Origin of the sequence: Brevibacterium sp. SIMBA_078 (assembly GCF_046534565.1) — a bacterium.
Taxonomy (GTDB): Bacteria; Actinomycetota; Actinomycetes; order Actinomycetales; family Brevibacteriaceae; genus Brevibacterium.
The window spans coordinates 146,342-164,660 of record NZ_JAWRYQ010000003.1 but is presented as its reverse complement, the minus strand read 5'-3'; the positions used below and the strand labels follow the sequence as shown (position 1 = coordinate 164,660).

Below are 18,319 nucleotides of genomic sequence, written 5' to 3'. Positions count from 1 at the left end.
GGTGGAGGGCCGCGCTGGATAAAGCCGTCACTGAACGTGCCTCAGTGGGATGTCTCACATCCCTGGGTTTTGGGACAGAGAGGTGATGCGACACCGGGATATCTTAATGCACCTTGTCGAAGAGCTAGATCGGTGCGTATCGATGGAGGGATCGTCACTCTTAGCTGATAGTCTCAAAGGAGCTATTTCAAGGGGGAAAATGCTTCTCAAATCAGTATCGTTGTCCGGGTTCCGAGGTTATCGCAATGAGATTTCGATCCCCATTGATGCTCAGACGACTACGGTCATCGGTCGGAACGATGCAGGAAAATCCTCGCTCTTCGAAGCCATGAACATCTTCTTCGGCGGGGCCAAGCTCGAGCCCACCGACTTTACTGTGAACAGCAACGACCCAGTTGTCGTCAGCTGCACCTTCTCGGATCTACCTTCGTCGATCGTGATTGATTCGGATAGGTCAACCTCACTCGCCGATGAGTATCTATTGACTCCAGCCGCCGAGTTGACTGTTGTAAAGACGTGGACTCGGTCCAAGCTAACGACGCCCACGATGGCAGCCCGCGCAAATCACCCAGTTTTTGATGACGACGGAATAGACCTTCTGAACGCCAAGCTGCCCACTCTCAGGAGCCTCGCAAAAAAATACCAAGTCCCCGACTCCGATATCGACGACCGACGGACAAGTTCGGCATATCGCCAAGCCATTTGGGCGGCCGCACTGCGGGACAATACAGCTCGGCTCGAGGAGATAATGGTGCCGCTCACATCCGAGGATGGGAAATCGGTGGGCAACGCCATCTCGTCATACATGCCGCAATTTCATCTGTTTCGCGCTGACCGCCCAGGCACAGAGGCGGATGAACTTGCGCAGGATCCTGCTAAGGCAGCGATCAAGGCAGTCCTCGACGAATACGAAGATCAACTTGAGGTGCTTTCGAGGACAGTCCAAGCGGAGGTCAAGGCACTTCTCGCCGACGTGGTAGACCGGCTGGCCGAAGTTGCTCCCGACCTAGCGGCATCGCTGCGGCCAACGGATCCACGCCCATCGTGGAACAAAGCGTTCGGCGGTCTGCAGTTCATAGACGAGAATGATGTACCTCTGTCAAAGCGTGGTAGCGGAACGCGGCGGCTAGTCCTCCTAAGCTTCTTCCGAGCCACAGCCGAAAAGGGCCTTGAGGCTAACGACGAGAATCCCGAAGAATACCGACGCGGCGTCATTACAGCCGTCGAAGAGCCTGAAACTGCCCTGCACGCGGACCTACAGACGGACATCATTTCTGCACTTCAAGACGTCGGAGAACTCCCCCACCGCCAAGTCTTGTTGACCACTCACAGTGCCAACCTCATTCGACTCGTGCAGGCGAGTTCAATTCGATATATTACGGGGGATAAGTTCAACCGGCGGTGCGTCCAGGTGGAGCCGGACGGAGACGCAATTCCGCTGCTAACCGAATTGAACAGATCTCTAGGCATTTTCACGGATCACAACGTTCGGTGTTTCATCCTCGTTGAGGGGCGGAACGACGTGGATGGGCTTAGAAAGCTGACAGACACACTTGCCGTGGCGGACAGCAAAATCTCAGCCTTTGCGGAATTGGAACTTAAGGGCTTGATCTCGTTCATGCCCATTGGAGGAGGGGGTAATGCGTCTCTCTGGGCCAGCAATCTCTCACCGTTCCGACGCGATGAAGTCCACATCATGGACAGTGATCGCCTAACCGCAGAGCATGCCCTCAAGCCCGAGATGGTTGATCTGTTGAAACGGGCAGATAGTCGCCGCCACGTCTTTGTTCTTGACCGACGTGAGCTCGAGAATTACCTGACTATAGAGTCCATTATCAGTACTTACGCAGATGAAGCATTTACTGCCAAGTTCCAGGAGCTTGTCGACGAAAGGGGGGAATGGGACTACCTGGACATCCCATCTCTCTGCGCCGAGGCCGTCCATTCGGTCGCTGCTTCCACCAACACACCGTGGGAAGATCTCAAGCCAGAGGTCCAGAAGTCGAAAGGCAATAGGGCCAAGAAACGGCTAGTGCTTGCATTCGCCCACCAGAGCGTCTCTGAATCGTTGGCCAGAGCCAAACCGGACCTCTACAACGCCCTCCTCAAAGCGAGTTCTCGGGTGAGATCAGGAAAGAGCTAAACAAATCTTTCAGGTCCCCCACGGCCGGCAATAGCCGTAGTCGCCGTTCGGCGTCTACGGTGCGCTGCCGTCCGCCGGAGTAGGAGAAGCGTCGATATTCGGTGCCTGTACCGACACCCGCTGTCATCAGTAGCCCGCAAGCCCAGGATGTCATAACTGAAACGACTCACCTGAAGGACCTCAGAAGTCCTTTTCCACGAGTTACATCTGTGTTGAAACCCATGAGTTATGGGACACTTCAGTTACGAGACATCGGACGGTTGAATACCGGGTAGCCCAGGTTCTGCTGGGGAGAACCTGGCAATCCAGATCAGGCTCTCTTAGAGCTTAAACATAGATCGCGATAGGAATGACGCTAATAGAAGTGCCCCGGACTCGGGACTCCAGTCGAAGTCTCAAATAGTCGGAGGCGTCGAGTTCATTCAGCGAAGAGTGCTCTTGGTTGCTACCTTCGTCGTCAACAGCCATATCCTGGTCAAAATCGGCATTGATTCTGTCAGTCAATCTGGTGCTCTGCGTATTCAGAGTCTCGTTGAGTGTATCGACTATCGCGTCTACAGCTGTCGGGTTCAGCCTGTCAAGGACCTTGTTGCGGTTGAGAACTGGCAGGTTTTCGGTCGCCGGGGCAGAAACTTTGCCCAGGACACTAAAGTGCCCGTCCAGTATACGATCCTCATCGCTAATGGTGAAGTGTTCGTTATCGCAGATGGTGATGATCGTGACAGCTTCTTCGTCGGCTCCCACTCTGCCGTAAAATTCGCGCGTCTTATCGGCTCGAAAATCAACATGAACCGCGTCGGTGATGGCTCTCGCGGCCTCATCTGCCGCCGTCAACTTTTGCTCTATCTTCGCTATATGTCCCTGGCGCGCCTCAAAGTCGTGCCACTCGTCGAATCCATCGATCATTTTGGCTTGTACTATGCTGCGGGTGACTTTTGCGACAAGCTCTGGTGTGGCAGTGTCCAGGAGAGCAGCCACTTGATTGGGCGTGAATGTTGCCTGATATTCAACAAAGTCTCCGACTTGCAAGTCTTCAGCATCACGCCTGCACGTTACCGTTTTGAGAAGATTGTTCGCCCGCAAATATGCCCTAACTAGATGCAGATAGTAGGCCCGAGTATAGACCCAACTGGATGTGGTGCCACCTGCGTCGATTCTCCCCTGTTGTCGACGCTTGTTGAAGTCGGCGCTGATCCCGGCTTCGATCGACCCTATTCCTGGGACGCTGCCTTTGGCACCGACCTTGCCGCCCCCTGAACCGTCCGATCCAAATTGATCAGTGTTCTCTTCTCTCCTTTCACGATTCTCTTCGGTGATTAGAGGTGCGTGATAGGCCTGCTGCAGCAGCCCGTCAACATGGTCAGGGTTCTGATAGATCGTGATGGTGGGTGGGTAGGAGTTGGAGGTGTTATTGCTCCTCGTCTGCCTGCGTTCACTCATTGTTCATTCCTCCTCTGAGAGCCTTGTGGCTACGACCTCTGCATGAGCAATCTGCTGTTCTGTGGAGTACTCAATCTCGAGTGGTGAAACTTTCCAGTCCCAGAAAACCTCACCGAGTCCGCTGTCGGCGGACCAAGTCACGTGAGTCGTGATGTCGTTTACGAAGTCGATCGCTTCATATTGAGCGAGTGCGTCTCGTGTCGTGTTCACCCACCATGCAGCGCCTCGATGTCCAGCACCGCAGTTCAAACTAGTTCCGTTCGAGGTTCGAAATGCACGGCTTATCAACGACATGTATTCCCACCTGCCAAGCCTGATTCGAGTCTCGCGGAGAGCATCACCATCTAGGAAATCGATCCATGACCGTGGCGGATCTACTCCATGCTCGGCAAAACGGCAGGCAAGAGACTTTATCGCGTACCGACCGAGGTCTTGCGATCTAGCCTCCCATTCCTCCCCGTAGATCTCAGATAAATCGATGAACATGGCGGAGGTAAGTGCATCGACATTCTCATTGATGAAATCCCAATATAGGTCATACGCGCGGTCGAACGGCTGGCTTCTGGCGCCGTTGCAAGAATGGCAGAAGGTACGCGAAAACATGGCAGCATTGCTCCCGGGACTTCTCAACTTGTGCTTAGTTTCAAAGTTCCAATCTTGAATCAGGTCAAGGCCCTCAGCTGTCCACAATTTCTTTAGGGCACTGCGCTTAACCTTGTGCTCGCGGCTATCGGCGGGGCCGCCACACCACCAGCAGGAGCCAATCAAGTCAGTGCCAAGCGAGCGCACTTCTTCTTCATCGACGCGTAGGTACTCAGTCATATTGCAACTATGACACAGCGCTCGGACGGTGTCCGGGCCAAATTCAATCTGCACGGTCGCACTACTAGAGGAAACGAACTTCCCGTCTGTGCGTCTTGCAACCCTAGGGATGTGAGACGTCCCACTGACGAGGAAATCACACCGTGCCTGAGTGGGCCGGGTTTCGCGGATTCTCATGTCATTTTCCGAAGTCGCCTGCACATCCGGCCCCGTGTTCTCGGGGGTTGTGCAGTCGGCTGTTGAACGCTGGCCGTTCAGTAGTCGTGTGCACTAAAGTCGTTTTTGCTCAATAGTCCTGTTCTCAAAGGAGAGGCAGGGATGGACGAAGAACCATACGGGATCCCGTCGCCGGGGCATTTAACGATGTCGGATGCTCAGTGGGAGCAAACTCGGTTGCGTGCTGAAGTGATCGGCAATCTCGCCGAGCGTGACCATGTTGGGGTGGCTGCTGCCGATGAAGCCGCCGTCGAGCTGGGAATCTCTCGCCGACAGGTGTACGTGCTGTTGGAACGCTACCGTCAGGGCTCTGGTCTGGTGACCGATCTCGCCAGCCGACGGTCCGACGGTGGCAGGGGTGGTAATCGGCTGTCGGAGCCGGTCGAGCAGGTCATTCGCGAGCTTGTCCGCACACGGTACTTGACGCGACAGAAGCGAAGCATCGCTTCGCTGCACCGCGAGATCGCCCGAGTCTGTGCTGTGCGGGGGTTGCCGGTGCCGGCGCGGAACACGGTCGAGACGCGAATCGCACGGATGAATCCGATAGCAGTCGGTCGGCGACGAGAAGGGCCCGACAGTGTGCGGCCCTTGCAGTCGGCCGGTGATGACGTCCCAGCGATCGGATCCATCTTGGACCAGGTACAGATCGATCACACCGTCATTGATCTGATCGTCGTCGATGAGCGGGAACGGAAGCCTGTCGGCCGCCCATATCTGACGTTGGCGATCGATGTGTGCAGTCGCTGTCTCGTGGGCATGGTCGTGACTTTGGAGCCGCCCTCGGCGGTGTCTGTGGGCTTATGCCTAGCTCACGCAACCGGTGATAAACGGCCCCGGCTGGAACGACTCGGGATCGAAGCAGACTGGCCGATGAGCGGGAAGCCGAAGGCGTTGTTCGTCGATAACGCCGCCGAGTTCAAGAGCGAGGCACTCACCCGTGGGTGTGAGCAGCACGGCATCGCACTGGACTACCGGCCGCTGGGCCAGCCGCATTACGGCGGGATCGTAGAACGCGTCATCGGCACGGCAATGCGCGAGATCCACGAGCTGCCAGGCACGACGTTCTCGGACCCAGGTGAGCGTGGCCGGTATGACTCCGAGAAAATGGCTGCACTGACTCTTGCCGAACTGGAGAAGTGGCTGAGCCTGGCAGTGGCTGCGTACCACGGCACCGTCCACAGCACGCTGGGCCTGACTCCGGCTGGGCGCTGGGCTGAGGGTGTCCTCGCGGACGGCTCTCCTGTGGTCACGGCGAATCCGACAGCGTTCTTGGTGGATTTCCTGCCGGTGATCCGGCGGAAGCTGACGCGTACCGGATTCGTCATCGATCACGTGCGTTATTTCGCCAACGTGCTCAAGCCCTGGATCGCGCGTCGCGAGAGTCTCGAACAGTTCATCATCCGCCGAGACCCGCGCGACATCAGCCGAATATGGGTGCTGGACCCTGAGGGCGAGGAATACCTAGAGGTGCCCTATCGGACGTTGTCGAATCCTGCTGTCAGCGTGTGGGAGCACCGGCAGGCGCTGGCACGACTGCGTGAACGCGGTGCCGCCGAAGTCGACGAGGTCGCGTTGTTTCGGATGATCGAACAGATGCGTCACATCTCTGAGACCGCCGAGAAGACCACCAAGCGGACCCGCCGGGAAGCTGAACGCCGTAATCACGCGGGAACCACGAGAAAGGCGTCTCCCGCGCCGACACCGGCTCCGCCGGCGACTGCGCCGGAACCGGGCGCGATGCGGCCTGCGGCCCGCTTCGAGGAGATTGAACAATGGTGACAGTCGACGAGGACCAGCCACCGGATCTGTCGCATCTGCATCCATCTGCACAGTCGACGGCGCGGCTGCCAGCTGCCGAGCGGGTCCACAGGATTCGAGCCGACCGCTGGATCGGCTACCCGAAAGCCGTCGAGGCTGTCGGGCGGTTGGAAACGCTGCTCGGGTGGCCACGGAAGCAACGCATGCCCAACCTGCTGCTGGTGGGGCCGACGAATAACGGCAAGTCCATGATCATCGAGAGATTCCGTCGACAGCACCTGCCCACGACTGAGTTGGATCGGGAACACATCCCGGTGCTGTGCGTTCAGATGCCCTCGGAGCCGTCCCCGTTGCGGTTCTATACAGCAATCCTCGCAGCCCTCGGCGCGCCGCTACGGCCGCGCCCTCGTGTGATCGAGCTCGAGCGCCTCGCACTCTCCCTACTGCGCGAGGTCGGTGTGCAGATGCTGGTGATCGATGAGCTGCACAATGTGCTTGCTGGACGTGGTGACGTCCGTCGAGAGTTCTTGAACCTCTTGCGATTCCTTGGCAACGAGCTGCGCATCCCGCTCGTGGGAGTCGGCACCCGTGAGGCATACCTGGCGATACGCTCGGACGACCAACTGGAGAATCGGTTCGAGCCGTTCGTGCTGCCTGTCTGGAAGGCAGGCGAGGACGCCCGGTCGCTGTTGGCCAGCTTCGCGGCGGCCTTCCCATTGCGGCGGCCCTCCCGCATCGAGACCGACGACATGACGCAGTACTTGCTCGCCCGCAGTGAAGGAACGATCGGTGAGCTTGCGCACCTGCTGACCGCGGCCGCGGTCGCGGCCGTCGAGTCCGGCGCTGAGACGATCAACCACCGGACGCTGACGATGGCCGACTACGTTGGCCCCACAGAGCGGCGGCGATTGTTTGAACGCGAGCTGATGTGACCGCCCGCTGGCCGATCCATCCGCGGCCGATTCCGGGTGAAGCCCTCACCTCATGGCTGCACCGGATCGCCGACGGGTATGGGATCACCGTCGATGATCTTGCATTCGATATCGGCTACTCCCTCGACCGCGATACGGATCTCGACCTGGCCCCACCGGAGGGGTTGATCGAGCAACTAGCGATCCAAACCGGAGTCAGCTCCGATCGGATTCACGGCATGAGCATCAGCGGGTACACCCCGTGGCTCTTGGACGACGTCGAGCCTGGCCCCGACGCGTTCAGCACCTACATCCGGCAATTGACCGTTCTCTTGCCCGAGAGGAACCGTCGTCGCCGGACGGTGAGCTCGTGGCGAGCATGGGTCCCGACCGCCGCTGTCCGACACCACCGAACCTGCCCACAATGTGTGCGAGATTCCACGTCTCCTCACCCCTACCTCGTGGTGTGGTCGCTGCCACTGATGCTCTCCTGCCCCGTCCACCACTGCTGGCTTGAGCACCACGACGGTCCGCCCGGCCATTACTACGCATGGCGCGACCCATCGAGCGCCCCCGAACCGCAGAGAGCCTCGCTGGCGATCCGGCGCATGGACGACCGGACGTGGCAAGCCCTGACAGCCGGAGTAGTCGACCTTCCACGGCATCGCATCCACGCCGGCACGTGGTTCCGGCTGCTGCGCACTGTGGTCGATGAGCTTGGTGCAACCATGAGCGAGTGCGGTGCCGCGCAGCGGCTGACGCGCGAGGTGTGGCAGCGCGCGGGATATCCCGTGCGAGCCGGTCAAGCGATGTGGCGGCCCTTTGAAGCGCAGACCCTGCAGAGGCAGACGCGGACCCTCGAAGCCGCAGCCATCGCAATGCGCGTGCTCGAGAACGGTCACCTGACGGGTCTGGGCCGCGATGCCGCATTGTTCCTCCCGGAACCCGACACCTCTCTTGATCCTGGCAAGCCACTGGTAACAACAGGATGCCCGAAATCCCTTAACGAAGCCCTGCACGACGCCGTCGAGGATGCCAAGCAGAACCCGGACAGCGCACGCCAGCTATTCAATCTCATGACGCTCTACCGCAGCGACGACGACGAGCACGTCCACCGAGTTCGGAACGATTTCGCCGAACTTGGCATCCCTCTCGAATTTCTGTCACATTAACTGCTTTTAGCGGGGTCTGCACGACATAGAATAAGTAACGGGTAAAGTGACAAATTTTATGTGGCGGCGATACTTCGGTTCTCATGTCACGTAAACGAACGTATAAATGATGGAGGAGAAACCTGATGCTGGTCGGCTACATGCGCGTTTCCAAAGCCGACGGCTCCCAAGCCACTGACCTGCAGCGCGACGCGCTCCTTGCCGCCGGCATCGAGCCTGCGCAGCTGTATGAAGACAAGGCCTCCGGCAAGAAAGAGGACCGCCCCGAGCTGGTCTCTTGCCTTCGGTCCCTGCGGGACGGGGACACTCTAATGGTGTGGAAGCTGGACCGGCTCGGTCGGGACCTGCGCCATCTGGTCAACATCGTCCACGACCTCACCGAGCGCGGCATCGGGCTCAAAGTCCTCACCGGTCAGGGTGCAGCGATCGACACCACCACCGCCTCCGGCAAACTGGTCTTCGGGATCTTCGCCGCCCTGGCCGAATTCGAACGCGAACTCATCTCCGAACGAACCATGGCCGGCTTGGCATCGGCCCGCGCCCGGGGCAGAAAAGGCGGCCGGCCCTACAAAATGACGTCCGCCAAAGTCCGCCTGGCGAAAGCGTCCATGGGTCAGCCCGACACCAAGGTTGGTGATCTCTGCAAAGAACTCGGCATCACCCGGCAGACGCTGTACCGGCACGTCTCGCCCACTGGAGAACTAAGGCCTGACGGCGCTAAATTGCTCTCCCGAAGCCGGGCGCAGTGAATATTGAGTACGACTGTATGGGCCGGCGCCCAGCGGCACGGAGGGTCCCCTTCACAGGCAGGTGTCTCTCTACCGCTTGCAGGTCCGACACCGCACCCAGTTGCTTGAAATCCAGTGCCAGGTTTGCTTACTAGTTGCAGATGCGGTTGGTGCATCGATCAACCCCGGTGGCGGTTACGGCACTGGGACAGTCGCTGAGCGCGGTGAAACGAAAGGAGCGGCGAATCGTCAGCCGCCGATGGTGCCGATAATGGTGCTCACCGCCACGATGGCGGCGACGGCGAACACGAGGATGGCGAAGGCGGTGCGAACGTGTTTGCTGTTGAGTTTGTGTGACAGGCGGCTCGCGGCGAGCGAGCCGGCGATGGCGGGAATTGCGAAGGCCAGTGTTGGGACCCAGTCGATGGTGAAGCCGGTGGCGTGGGCACTGAATCCTGCTGCTGCGTTGATGGTGATGATGACCAGTGATGTTCCGACGGCCTGCGACATCGACAGACCGAGGAACAGCGTCAGTGCCGGAACGATGAGAAAGCCACCGCCGACGCCGAGCAGTCCGGTGAGAAAACCGATCCCAAGTCCGACGGCGGCTGCCTTGGGTAAGCACGATCGCAGGAAGGATCCCTGATCGGAGCCACAGTGTCCGGTTATCTCTGGTGTCTTGGTGAGCATCCGGGCCCCGGCGGCCACCATGATGGCGGCGAAGGCGAGAAGGAGCACCTCTTCGTTCAGGAGCCGGCCGGCGGCGGCTCCGCCCCATGCCGCTGGAATGCCGGCGGCCCCAACCGGCAGTGCGATACGCCAGCTGATACCGGTGCGGATACGGGGGATGACGGCGGCTATGGAGGAGAGTCCGACGACGAGTAGTGAGGTGGGGATGGCGTCGTGGGTGCTCATTCCCACGCCGTAGACAAGCGCGGGAACGGCAATGATGGAACCGCCGGCCCCGACCAGGCCCAGGACCGCTCCGACGAGCAGTCCCAGGGCCAGGGCGGCGGCGATCATGAAGCCTGGGTCTGCGGTGCCGGTCCCCGGGAGGGCAGTTGCAGGATGACTGCTTCGCGGGTTGGCTCCTGAGCCGCGCGGTTCCAGGGCATTGCGGCCAGTGCTTTGCCCATGGCGCAGGTGTTGGTCGCGGCGGAGAAGGTCAGTCCGGTGCCGATGGCCCCGGCGAGCATGCGGAATTTCGGTGAGAGGAACTTGCCGCCGGCGAGCCCGGTCACGACGAGGGAGCCGGCGACCAGGCGGACCTGGCGTTCGAGGTCCCAGCGTTGGGTGCCGTGGACGACGTCGCCGCCGGCGGCCGCGTAGGCGGGAATGCCTCCGGTCAATACATGGGCGGCTTCCACGCCGGCGCCGTTGAGGCGCTGCCGTGCCTGTTCGGCACGCGTGCCGGATTGGCAGACCAGTACGGTGCGTCGGCCGAGCCGCCCTGCGAGCTCATCGGCGTGTTCGGAGAGCAGCGGCAGCGGCACGTTGTATGAGCCGCGGATATGCACCGTTTCGAATTCGGCTCCGCTGCGCACGTCCAACACGATCAGGTCATCGTCGGTGTCGATCCAGGACTGCAGCGTTGCCGCGCCCACGGTATCGATCGTGGGTTTAGGTTGTGTTGAAGTAGTCATACTTTCCTTTGTGCTCAAGGTGTCCCCGCCGCCGGCAAGGACCGGCGGCGGACCGCCGGGATGGGTGGATGCGCCTTTTTAGGGCTTGTGGGTGGGTCGACCTTCGGTTTCCCAGGCGGTCATGCCGCCGGCCATCGTGTCTGCGCGGAAACCTGCGACCAGCAGGTCCACGGCCGCGTGGGCGCTTCGGTTTCCGCTGGCGCAGACGGTGATGACCGGCCGGCCCGCATCGAGTTCTCCAAGACGGGATGCCAGTTGGCCGAGCGGGATGTGCACTGCGCCGGGGATCATGCCTTCGGCGGTTTCAGCCTCTTCACGTACGTCCAGGATGGTCGCAGTATTGCGGCGTGCATTGGCCTCTGCGGTGGTGATTTCGGACATGGCGGTATTTCCTTTCCGGTGATGGTGCTGCCCGGTGTTCTTAGGCGTTGGATGGTTCGTGAGTGGCTGTCCAGGCGCTGTAGCCACCGGTCAGATCCTTAACGTTGGTGTGGCCGAGGGCTCGCAGGGTGCTGGCGCCGACGCTGGAGCGCCACCCGCCGGCGCAGTGTACGAGGACGGGCCGGTCCGCGGGGACTTCGTTGTGGCGCTGCGCCAGTTCTGCCAACGGAATCCGCACGGAACCGGGCACCGCGCCGTCTTCGATTTCACCGGGATTGCGGACATCGAGAACCGTGGCCCCTTCGTTTTGGCGTTCTGTGTCGAAGGTTTCGACGTCGACGCGTTCTCCCCGCTGGACAATGTCGCCGAGTTCGGTGAAGGCGCGTGCCGGTTCGTTGAGGTAACCGGCCACCCGGTCGAAGCCGATCCGGCCCAGCCGCATCGCGGCCTCTTCTTCACGTGACGCGTGGGTGATAAGGACGATCTCCTCATCTGATCCGATGACCATGCCGGCCGTCTCGGCGAAGCGTCCGTCGAGTCCGACGTTGAGAGATCCGGCGAGGTGGCCTTCGGCGAAGTCCTCCGGTGAGCGGGTGTCGAGGATCCGAGCGCCGCGGGCGGCGGCATCCTGCAGGTCCCGTACGGACAGTGCACGGAGGTCACTGGCGGCGCCGATCAAGGGGCGGTCCTGACGGTTCAGTACGGCATCGACGGCAAAGTACTCCGGGATGGCCGGCTGTCCACTGCGGATCATGGCAACGAATTCGTCTTCACCCATCGGCTGGACGGAGAGGTTCATCATCCGCTGCGCACCGATAGTGGACTCGAGTTCATCCGAAAGGTTTTTGCCGCATGCGGAACCGGCGCCGTGGGCCGGCAGCACACGCACGTCGTCGGGAAGCTTCATCAGCACATCATGGATCGACGCGTAAAGGGCACGTGCCAGCTCGTCCGGGTCGGCGCCGACGGCGGCAGCCAGGTCGGGGCGGCCGACATCGCCGATGAACAATGCATCGCCGGTGAGTACCGCATCCGGGCTCGCACCGGACTGTTCGCGTACCAGTACGCTGATCGACTCCCAGGTGTGCCCGGGAGTCTCCAGGATCTCGAGTTCGACCTCACCGAGGGAGACCTTATCGCCGTGGCTGAAGGTGCGGATCTCGTATTCGGTTTCTGCTCGGCGGCCGTAGCCGATCCATGCGCCGGTGGCCTGGGCGAGTTCAAGGTGGCCGGCGACGAAGTCGGCGTGGAAGTGGGTATTGATCACCCCGGTGATCGTCAGGTTGTTCGCCGCCGCGTCGGCGAGGTACTCGCCAATGTCGCGCCGCGGATCGACGACGACCGCCTGACCGCTTCTCTCATCGCCGATCAGGTAGGAGCCATGGGACAGGCAGCCGAGGTAGTACTGATTCACGATCATTATCGTCCTCCAAAGGATTGTCGTTGGTGGGAATGAAGCCAGTCTTACACATACCCTAGGGGGTATGCAATAAGCCCCTGGGGGTATACAATTGAAGGCAAGCACGAAAGACTATGGAGGAACAATGCAACTCGACACCACAGATCTGGGCCCGGTCGTGAACCGGCTCAAGCGTGCACAGGGACAACTTGGTGCCGTCACACGGATGCTCGAAAACGGCAGTGACTGCAAGGATGTGGTGACTCAGCTTGCCGCCGTATCGCGGGCGCTGGATAAGGCTGGATTTGCCATCATCGCCAGCGGGCTTCAGCAGTGCATGAGCCAGGAGGACCCCAGTATCGATAAGAAGGACTTGGAAAAACTGTTCCTCTCCCTCGCCTAACAGCACCCCCGCCCGCACGAATCGTCAAGCAGCACTGCAGGTACAACCAGCAAGGAGCAGCAGATGAGCTACACCCACACGATCACCGTCGACCTTTCCTACACCGACGCCGTGGAACGGACCAAGGAGGCCCTCTCTGAACAGGGGTTCGGCGTCCTGTCGGAAATCGACGTCCGCTCCACCTTCGAGAGCAAGCTGGGCGCTGAGGCCGCAGAGGCGCTCGGCGATTACGTCATCCTGGGTGCCTGCAACCCCGGCCTGGCCCAGCGCGGCCTCACCGCCGAGCCGGATCTGGGGGCGCTGCTGCCGTGCAACGTCGTCGTGCGCCGCGGCCCATCAGCCGGCACCACGGTGGTCCAAGCCATTGACCCGCAAACCATGGTCGAGCTCAGCGACACCGATGCTGTCCGCGAAGTGGCCGACGATGCCGATACCCGGCTGCGCGCCGCATTAGCTCAATTGCCGGCCGCCGCCGGAGCGTAGGAACCCCACCTATTCCATCAGCGTGAACAGTGCCCATAGTGAAGGAGCATCCCATGGACGTCATCACGATCGACACCCCGCAACTGGGCGACCGCAGCTACCTGGTCCACGACGGCACGAGTGCACTGGTGATCGACCCGCAGCGCGATACCGACCGGCTCGAAGCCGCCGTCCGGAATGCGGGGGTGAAAATCACCCACGTTGCCGAAACCCACATCCACAACGACTACCTCACCGGCGGGCTGATGCTCGCCAAGGCTCACGGGGCAGAGTATCTGGTCAACGCCGCCGACCCCGTCGACTACGAACGGACCCCGGTTGCCGACGGGGAGGTCTTCCAGGTCGGCGATCTATCCGTCAAGGCGGTGGCCACGCCCGGGCACACCCACACCCACCTGTCCTATATCGTCAGCGATGGTCAAGGGCAGGCGGTTTTCTCCGGAGGGAGTCTGCTGTATGGCTCCGTTGGGCGCACCGACCTGGTCAGCGACGATGACACCGAGACCCTCACCCGGAACCAGTACGCCTCGGCGCGGCGGCTCGTTGCCGAAGCCGTCCAGGACGCCCCGCTGTATCCCACCCATGGGTTCGGTTCCTTCTGCTCCAGCGGGCCTGCCGCCCAGGTTGATTCGTCCACTATCGGCGAGCAGGCCCGGGACAACCATGCTCTGACAGATCCGGACGAGGACCACTTCGTTTCGGAATTGATCGCCAACCTCAGCGCTTACCCTGCCTACTACGCACACATGAGCCCCCTGAACATTGAAGGCCCCGGTCCCGCGGACCTGACAGTGCCAGAGTCGGTCGACGCCGGCGAACTCGGCCGCCGCCTCAACGACGGCGAATGGGTCATCGACCTGCGCAACCGGGTCGCTTTCGCCAGCAACCATCTGGATGGGTCCGTCAGTTTCGAATATGGCGACGGGTCCAGCTTCACCGGATATTTGGGCTGGGTGCTGCCCTGGAACGACAAACTGACACTGCTCGGTACGCACGAAGATGTGGAGAACGCGATCCGGGACCTGTCCCGGATCGGCATCGATTCCCCCGATACTGCCACCGGCGGCGGCCCGGCCGAATGGGCCCATGGAGTGCCAACCGCCAAGTATCCCCGGGTTGGCTGGGATGAGGTTCCCCGCGGCAGCACCGGTGACGAAGTCATTCTTGACGTGCGGCGCACCGACGAGTTCGAAACCTCCCACATTCGAGGGGCCGTCAACATCCCCGTCCATGACCTGCCGTCCCGGATGGGCGACGTCCCGCCACAGCGGCTGTGGGTGCACTGCGCCTCCGGCTACCGTTCCGGCATCGCCGCGAGCCTGCTGCAGCGCGCCGGCAAAGACGTGGTCCACATCGACGCCATGTTCAACGAGGCCGAAAGTGTCGGCCTGCCCATGGCCGAATCGTAACCGCTCCTCACAGCGACAGCCTTCGCGCTGGCTCACCAGGCTCTGCTGTTCCGTGCCCGATTCGCTGCTGCTGCGCTTCGGACAGGCCCAGCCCGGTTAGCGACCGCGATCGAAGAAGCCACCGAAGCTGGGATCGCCGCCGTCTCCATCGGCGGGGCCCCTGCAGCACACGGTCCATCCCGGTGGTGGTGAGCAGGAAATGCCCGCTGCCCAAGGCTTGAGAGGTCAAAACTGGGTTGACACATACCGGCAAGAGACACATAGGACTGAAGATCTGACCATGCACGACCAGAGAGAAGGAGCACGATCATGATGAACGGCGGCGGTATGGGTGGTATGGGATTGATGTGGGTCTTCGGGCCGCTGGTGCTCGCCGGGGTAATCGTGCTGGTGGTCGTGCTGGTAAAGACCCTCTCCGGCAGATCCTCGAACACCGGCGCACCCGATCACGGTCGTGCCCCCGGCGCGGATCCTGGCCGGGGGCGGGAGATCCTCCAGGAGCGCTACGCCCGCGGCGAGTTGAGCGCCGAGGAGTACCGCGAACGGTTGCAGACCCTCGAAGATGACGGCCGGTGAGCCCGCTGACCCGCCGGCAGCTGCTGGCGCTTGGCGCGGCAGGGGCCGGTGCCACCGTCGTCGGCGGGACCGGGCTGTGGTGGACCGCCACCGGCGGCCGCGGGTACACCGGTGGTGAGGACCTGATCGAACCGCAGGTGCTGGCCAGCCGCGAAGGCGTGCTGGAACTGGACCTGACCGCCGCCCAGACACGCATCCAGGTCGGCGGACAGCAGGCATCCGTGAAGGCTTTCAACGGCTCCCTTCCCGGCCCGACTCTGCGCGTGGCACCCGGAGATACAGTGCGGGTTGCGATGACCAACCGTCTGGAGGCGCCGACGAACCTGCACGTGCACGGGATGCACGTTTCCCCGGAAGGCAACGGCGATAACCCGTTCGTGAGTATCGCACCCGGTGGGTCCTTCAACTATGAGTTCGCCTTGCCCGCCGACCATCCGCCGGGCACCTACTGGTACCACCCGCACCGCCACGGCCACGTGGCCGATCAGGTCGCCGCTGGACTCTACGGGGCCATCATCGTTGAGGACACCGAGCCGGTCCCGGTCACCCGGGAGCGGGTCATGGTGGTCTCGGATCTGACCCTGGATGCTTCGGGCAACCTCGCCGAGGTGAGTCAGATGCAACAGATGATGGGCCGGGAAGGTGAGGTCGTGCTGGTCAACGGAGCGGTCCGCCCGCAACTGAACGCCGCGCCCGGGGAGCGGGAACGGTGGCGAATCGTGAACGCCTGCCCCTCCCGGTACCTCCGACTGCGGTTGGAGGGCCAGCAGGTGCGGGTGCTCAGCCGCGACCTCGGCCGCCTGCCGACCCCCGAGGACATCACCGAAGTGGTGCTGGCCCCCGGCAACCGCATCGAGATGCTCGTGGAAACGACCGAGGGCTCCTCCACGCTGGTCGCCGCACCGGTGGACCGCGGCGGCATGGACGCCATGATGGGCGGGACCATGATGGGTGACAACGAGACCGGTAGCGGCGAGCCGGTCGAGCTGCTCACTCTGACAGTGTCCGGAGCACCCGTCCAAAAACCTCCACCTGTGCCTGAAGGACCGGGCCTGCGAGATCTGCGCGGGGAGCTGATCACCGCCCGCCGCACCCTGGACTTCGCCATGGGCATGGGCGGCGGGGCCATGATGGGCAGTGGGGGCGGTGAGGGGGACACCACGATGATGGCCTTCACCATCAACGGCCAGGAGTTCGGCCCCGACCGGGTCGACACCCCCGTGGCGGCCGGGACCGTGGAGGAGTGGACCCTGAAAAACTCCAGTCCCATGGACCACCCCATCCACCTGCACGTATGGCCCATGCAGATCGTCCAGGACGGAAACCGCGACCTCTCCGAACCGAGGTGGCAGGACGTAGTGAACGTCCCGGCCCGCAGCCAGGTAAAAGTCCTCATCGCCTTCGAGGACTTTCCCGGGAAGACCGTCTACCACTGCCACATCCTCGACCACGAGGACCAGGGCATGATGGGCACCGTAGAAGCCCGCTGACCGCGACGTGCGGTGACGACCGTGGCGACACAGTGCTCCGTGCCCTGCGCCGCCAGGCGAAAAAATGAGGGAAGCGCCGAAGAACAAGATCAGCAGGGTCGTCGATCAGAGCGCGGCCTCCAGCAGATAGTGCAGCCGACTTCGGACATTCCGTGCAGCCGACTTCTGAAAATGACAGGCAGCGACAATTCCTAGTTGTTGTGATTCTGTTCCCGTTTGTCTGTCACTGGACACGCCGTGCCATCACAGTCGCCCGGGTGGTGAGCAAGGAGCGGCTCTTGCTGGCTTGCCAGGCAGTCCACACGGGGCTTCGGCGACGGTCAGCGTGGGCGCACGCGAGATCGTACTCGATCAGAGTGGTGCGTCACGATTGATCAAAAGGCCGCAGCATCCGCCCATGCTGGCGGCTCCAGCCGAGGGTCGAAGACGCGACGCCCTATTCGTGATCAACGGCATGCAACCCGGGCGGTGAAACCCCGTTGAATCGAATTCGGGCACACTGAAGCCATGAACTATTCATCAGGGCGCACCTCCTCAACAGATGGCTCCCGGCCACAACCCCGACGACCATTGTGGGTAGCAGTTCGCGACGATCTTGAAAGAAGAATACGTGCGGGAGACTTCGGTGACATCTTCCCCGGCGAATTCGAGCTGTCAAAACAGTACGGCGTCAGTCGCTCAACCATCAGGGCCGCGCTGACTCCGTTGCGCCGCAACGGGACGGTCGCCTCCCAGCCGGGTCGTCCCTCCCGAGTCATTCATGTTTCCGAAGAGCACGCGTACGGTCCCATCTACAGCTTATTCGCCGCTGTCAGAAGCGCCGGGATGACTCAGCGTAGTACTATCCGTTCTGCGGAGATGTCGACGTCGTCCCAGGCGGCAGTCCATCTGGGCCTTGAGCCGATGACTGAACTCGTCCATATCGCCAGAACCCGATACGCCGATGAAGAACCTTTGGCCGAAGACGAGGTCTGGCTGGCCCCCGAAGCGCGCGGAGTCCTCGACATGGACCTGAGCAACACTGCCCTCTACGAATCGCTGCAACGCCGCTGCGGGCTGACTCTGACGTCGGGAAATGAAACCCTGCACTCGATCAATCTCAATGCCGAGCAGTCTCGGGCGCTGTGCTGCGACCCTGGGGCGGCTGCTTTCTACATTGAGCGAATCGGTCGGATCGGTGACCGTGCCATCGAGTGGAGGCAAACCGTCATCCGCGGTGACCGCTTTTCCGTTTCGACGACCTATCCTTGATCCCTCCTGTTGGTACAGCCTGAGTCCCAAGGGGGTTCACAAACGCACAGAATGTACGTACATTAAGAGTCTGCAGACATTTTGATTTCGAATT

General features: G+C 61.5%; 17 protein-coding genes. 11 read left to right on the top strand and 6 right to left on the bottom strand.

Annotation, left to right across the window (positions count from 1 at the left end; translation table 11 throughout):
• Positions 1-106: 106 nt before the first annotated feature.
• Entirely contained in the window at positions 107-2,143 is a 2,037-nt protein-coding gene (locus SB749_RS12570) for an ATP-binding protein (protein ID WP_410710600.1), read from the top strand.
• Positions 2,144-2,470: 327 nt separating this feature from the next.
• Here SB749_RS12570 and SB749_RS12565 read toward each other — a convergent pair whose 3' ends face one another.
• Both SB749_RS12565 and SB749_RS12560 read right to left on the bottom strand, forming a co-directional pair.
• On the bottom strand, positions 2,471-3,583 hold the full coding sequence (locus SB749_RS12565; protein WP_410710599.1) for a hypothetical protein: 1,113 nt from the start codon (positions 3,581-3,583) through the stop codon (positions 2,471-2,473).
• Between the two features lie 3 nt (positions 3,584-3,586).
• Entirely contained in the window at positions 3,587-4,405 is an 819-nt protein-coding gene (locus tag SB749_RS12560) for a hypothetical protein (protein WP_410710598.1), read from the bottom strand.
• Between the two features lie 318 nt (positions 4,406-4,723).
• Between SB749_RS12560 and SB749_RS12555 the strand changes: the two genes are divergently transcribed.
• The 4 genes from SB749_RS12555 (at position 4,724) to SB749_RS12540 (ending at position 9,211) form a co-directional block, all read left to right on the top strand.
• Positions 4,724-6,400, top strand: a complete 1,677-nt coding sequence (locus tag SB749_RS12555) for a Mu transposase C-terminal domain-containing protein (RefSeq protein WP_129701449.1) — start codon at positions 4,724-4,726, stop codon at positions 6,398-6,400.
• Positions 6,394-7,311: a TniB family NTP-binding protein gene (locus tag SB749_RS12550; RefSeq protein WP_166826448.1), complete on the top strand. Its 918-nt coding sequence runs from the start codon at positions 6,394-6,396 to the stop codon at positions 7,309-7,311. The genes SB749_RS12555 and SB749_RS12550 overlap by 7 nt, the downstream gene beginning before the upstream one ends.
• Positions 7,308-8,462 (top strand): TniQ family protein, encoded by a 1,155-nt coding sequence (locus SB749_RS12545; RefSeq protein ID WP_188950326.1) that lies wholly within the window; start codon positions 7,308-7,310, stop codon positions 8,460-8,462. The genes SB749_RS12550 and SB749_RS12545 overlap by 4 nt, the downstream gene beginning before the upstream one ends.
• A gap of 125 nt (positions 8,463-8,587) precedes the next feature.
• Positions 8,588-9,211, top strand: coding sequence for a recombinase family protein (locus tag SB749_RS12540; RefSeq protein WP_119296828.1), 624 nt, complete (start codon positions 8,588-8,590; stop codon positions 9,209-9,211).
• Positions 9,212-9,439: 228 nt separating this feature from the next.
• Here the strand turns inward: SB749_RS12540 and SB749_RS12535 are convergent, their stop codons facing one another.
• The 4 genes from SB749_RS12535 to SB749_RS12520 form a co-directional block, all read right to left on the bottom strand.
• Positions 9,440-10,213, bottom strand: a complete 774-nt coding sequence (locus SB749_RS12535; protein ID WP_410710597.1) for a sulfite exporter TauE/SafE family protein — start codon at positions 10,211-10,213, stop codon at positions 9,440-9,442.
• Positions 10,210-10,833 (bottom strand): rhodanese-like domain-containing protein, encoded by a 624-nt coding sequence (locus tag SB749_RS12530; protein WP_062862458.1) that lies wholly within the window; start codon positions 10,831-10,833, stop codon positions 10,210-10,212. The genes SB749_RS12535 and SB749_RS12530 overlap by 4 nt, the downstream gene beginning before the upstream one ends.
• 78 nt (positions 10,834-10,911) lie before the next feature.
• Positions 10,912-11,214, bottom strand: a complete 303-nt coding sequence (locus SB749_RS12525; protein WP_119296827.1) for a rhodanese-like domain-containing protein — start codon at positions 11,212-11,214, stop codon at positions 10,912-10,914.
• Positions 11,215-11,254: 40 nt separating this feature from the next.
• On the bottom strand, positions 11,255-12,634 hold the full coding sequence (locus SB749_RS12520; RefSeq protein ID WP_062862456.1) for an MBL fold metallo-hydrolase: 1,380 nt from the start codon (positions 12,632-12,634) through the stop codon (positions 11,255-11,257).
• 124 nt (positions 12,635-12,758) lie between these two features.
• Here SB749_RS12520 and SB749_RS12515 point away from each other — a divergent pair, with 124 nt between their 5' ends.
• From SB749_RS12515 to SB749_RS12490, 6 genes are all read left to right on the top strand, one after another.
• On the top strand, positions 12,759-13,016 hold the full coding sequence (locus tag SB749_RS12515; protein WP_062862455.1) for a metal-sensitive transcriptional regulator: 258 nt from the start codon (positions 12,759-12,761) through the stop codon (positions 13,014-13,016).
• Positions 13,017-13,079: 63 nt separating this feature from the next.
• Complete coding sequence (locus SB749_RS12510; protein ID WP_062862454.1) at positions 13,080-13,499, top strand: DUF302 domain-containing protein; 420 nt, start codon at positions 13,080-13,082, stop codon at positions 13,497-13,499.
• A 53-nt stretch (positions 13,500-13,552) separates the two neighbouring features.
• Positions 13,553-14,908 (top strand): MBL fold metallo-hydrolase, encoded by a 1,356-nt coding sequence (locus SB749_RS12505; RefSeq protein WP_062862453.1) that lies wholly within the window; start codon positions 13,553-13,555, stop codon positions 14,906-14,908.
• A gap of 309 nt (positions 14,909-15,217) precedes the next feature.
• Positions 15,218-15,484 carry an SHOCT domain-containing protein gene (locus SB749_RS12500; RefSeq protein WP_410710596.1) on the top strand — a complete coding sequence of 89 codons (267 nt, stop codon included), beginning with the start codon at positions 15,218-15,220 and terminating at the stop codon, positions 15,482-15,484.
• On the top strand, positions 15,481-16,974 hold the full coding sequence (locus SB749_RS12495; RefSeq protein ID WP_119296825.1) for a multicopper oxidase family protein: 1,494 nt from the start codon (positions 15,481-15,483) through the stop codon (positions 16,972-16,974). The genes SB749_RS12500 and SB749_RS12495 overlap by 4 nt, the downstream gene beginning before the upstream one ends.
• A gap of 507 nt (positions 16,975-17,481) precedes the next feature.
• The gene (locus SB749_RS12490) at positions 17,482-18,225 is read left to right on the top strand and encodes a GntR family transcriptional regulator (RefSeq protein ID WP_410710595.1); all 744 of its coding nucleotides are present in this window, start codon (positions 17,482-17,484) and stop codon (positions 18,223-18,225) included.
• Positions 18,226-18,319 lie beyond the last annotated feature (94 nt).

Excerpts from the sequence above, each read along its gene's own strand:
- SB749_RS12570 (WP_410710600.1), top strand. The coding sequence starts at position 107 with ATGCACCTTGTCGAAGAGCTAGATCGGTGCGTATCGATGGAGGGATCG.
- SB749_RS12565 (WP_410710599.1), bottom strand. The coding sequence starts at position 3,583 with ATGAGTGAACGCAGGCAGACGAGGAGCAATAACACCTCCAACTCCTAC.
- SB749_RS12560 (WP_410710598.1), bottom strand. The coding sequence starts at position 4,405 with ATGACTGAGTACCTACGCGTCGATGAAGAAGAAGTGCGCTCGCTTGGC.
- SB749_RS12555 (WP_129701449.1), top strand. The coding sequence starts at position 4,724 with ATGGACGAAGAACCATACGGGATCCCGTCGCCGGGGCATTTAACGATG.
- SB749_RS12550 (WP_166826448.1), top strand. The coding sequence starts at position 6,394 with ATGGTGACAGTCGACGAGGACCAGCCACCGGATCTGTCGCATCTGCAT.
- SB749_RS12540 (WP_119296828.1), top strand. The coding sequence starts at position 8,588 with ATGCTGGTCGGCTACATGCGCGTTTCCAAAGCCGACGGCTCCCAAGCC.
- SB749_RS12535 (WP_410710597.1), bottom strand. The coding sequence starts at position 10,213 with ATGATCGCCGCCGCCCTGGCCCTGGGACTGCTCGTCGGAGCGGTCCTG.
- SB749_RS12530 (WP_062862458.1), bottom strand. The coding sequence starts at position 10,833 with ATGACTACTTCAACACAACCTAAACCCACGATCGATACCGTGGGCGCG.
- SB749_RS12525 (WP_119296827.1), bottom strand. The coding sequence starts at position 11,214 with ATGTCCGAAATCACCACCGCAGAGGCCAATGCACGCCGCAATACTGCG.
- SB749_RS12520 (WP_062862456.1), bottom strand. The coding sequence starts at position 12,634 with ATGATCGTGAATCAGTACTACCTCGGCTGCCTGTCCCATGGCTCCTAC.
- SB749_RS12515 (WP_062862455.1), top strand. The coding sequence starts at position 12,759 with ATGCAACTCGACACCACAGATCTGGGCCCGGTCGTGAACCGGCTCAAG.
- SB749_RS12510 (WP_062862454.1), top strand. The coding sequence starts at position 13,080 with ATGAGCTACACCCACACGATCACCGTCGACCTTTCCTACACCGACGCC.
- SB749_RS12505 (WP_062862453.1), top strand. The coding sequence starts at position 13,553 with ATGGACGTCATCACGATCGACACCCCGCAACTGGGCGACCGCAGCTAC.
- SB749_RS12500 (WP_410710596.1), top strand. The coding sequence starts at position 15,218 with ATGATGAACGGCGGCGGTATGGGTGGTATGGGATTGATGTGGGTCTTC.
- SB749_RS12490 (WP_410710595.1), top strand. The coding sequence starts at position 17,482 with ATGAACTATTCATCAGGGCGCACCTCCTCAACAGATGGCTCCCGGCCA.